Origin of the sequence: Acinetobacter sp. YH12095, assembly GCF_013419245.1 — a bacterium.
In the GTDB taxonomy this organism is placed as follows: Bacteria; Pseudomonadota; Gammaproteobacteria; order Pseudomonadales; family Moraxellaceae; genus Acinetobacter; species Acinetobacter towneri.
Map to the genome: position 1 here is coordinate 1 of NZ_VPAL01000054.1, position 1,540 is coordinate 1,540.

Annotated in this window: 1 protein-coding gene; it reads left to right on the forward strand. The window is 60.6% G+C overall.

Going from position 1 to position 1,540, the window contains the following annotated elements; all coding sequences use genetic code 11:
- Positions 1–1,305, forward strand: a 1,305-nt coding sequence (locus FTU35_RS13320) for an IS91-like element ISVsa3 family transposase (RefSeq protein WP_001670805.1), incomplete at its 5' end; no start/stop codon positions are given.
- Positions 1,306–1,540 lie beyond the last annotated feature (235 nt).

Here is a 1,540-nt window from a genome sequence, read left to right on the forward strand (position 1 = left end):
TGCGGGCGGCTGGAGCATGGCTTTCTACGGGTTCGCTGCGAGTCTTGCCACGCCGAGCACCTGGTCGCTTTCAGCTGTAAGCGTCGCGGTTTCTGCCCGAGCTGTGGGGCGCGGCGGATGGCCGAAAGTGCCGCCTTGCTGGTTGATGAAGTACTGCCTGAACAACCCATGCGTCAGTGGGTGTTGAGCTTCCCGTTTCAGCTGCGTTTCCTGTTTGCCAGCCGGCCCGAGATCATGGGGTGGGTGCTGGGCATCGTTTACCGCGTCATTGCCACGCACCTGGTCAAGAAAGCGGGCCATACCCACCAAGTGGCCAAGACGGGCGCGGTCACCCTGATCCAGCGTTTTGGATCGGCGCTCAATCTGAATGTTCACTTCCACATGCTGTTTCTCGACGGTGTGTATGTCGAGCAATCCCACGGCTCAGCGCGTTTCCGCTGGGTCAAGGCGCCGACCAGCCCAGAGCTCACCCAGCTGACGCACACCATCGCCCACCGGGTGGGTCGCTATCTGGAACGGCAAGGCCTGCTGGAACGGGATGTCGAAAACAGCTATCTGGCCTCGGATGCGGTGGATGACGACCCGATGACACCCCTGCTGGGGCACTCGATCACTTACCGTATCGCTGTCGGTTCACAGGCGGGGCGAAAGGTGTTCACTTTGCAAACTCTGCCGACCAGTGGTGATCCGTTCGGTGACGGGATTGGCAAGGTAGCCGGGTCCAGCCTGCACGCCGGCGTGGCGGCCAGGGCCGATGAACGCAAGAAGCTCGAACGGCTGTGCCGGTACATCAGCCGCCCGGCGGTATCCGAGAAGCGGCTGTCGTTAACACGAGGCGGCAACGTGCGCTACCAGCTCAAGACGCCGTACCGGGACGGCACCACGCACGTCATTTTCGAACCATTGGATTTCATTGCAAGGCTGGCCGCCCTGGTACCGAAGCCCAGAGTCAACCTAACCCGCTTCCACGGGGTGTTCGCACCCAACAGTCGGCACCGGGCGTTGGTCACGCCGGCAAAACGGGGCAGGGGCAACAAGGTCAGGGTGGCTGATGAACCGGCAACACCAGCACAACGGCGAGCGTCGATGACATGGGCGCAACGGCTCAAGCGTGTTTTCAATATCGACATCGAGACCTGCAGCGGCTGCGGCGGCGCCATGAAAGTCATCGCCTGCATTGAAGACCCTATAGTGATCAAGCAGATCCTTGATCACCTGAAGCACAAAGCCGAAACCAGCGGGACCAGGGCGTTACCCGAAAGCCGGGCGCCACCGGCTGAGCTGCTCCTGGGTCTGTTTGACTGACGAGCCTGAAGGCCAACGATACCAATCAAAATGCTGCGTTCACAGCGCCGCGGCAGGGATCCGCCGTGCTGGTTGTCGGAAAAGGAGCCGCTAGTGGGAAAGAGGAGGGTAAATTTTCAGCGTTGCTGGCTCCCCGTCAGCCGGATTGGGTTGCATCGCAGGGGTGTCGAAAGAGTCAACTGCGGTCCAAAGCTGTTGGACTTGGGTGAAAAGGGCGTTTATTCTTCCTATACGT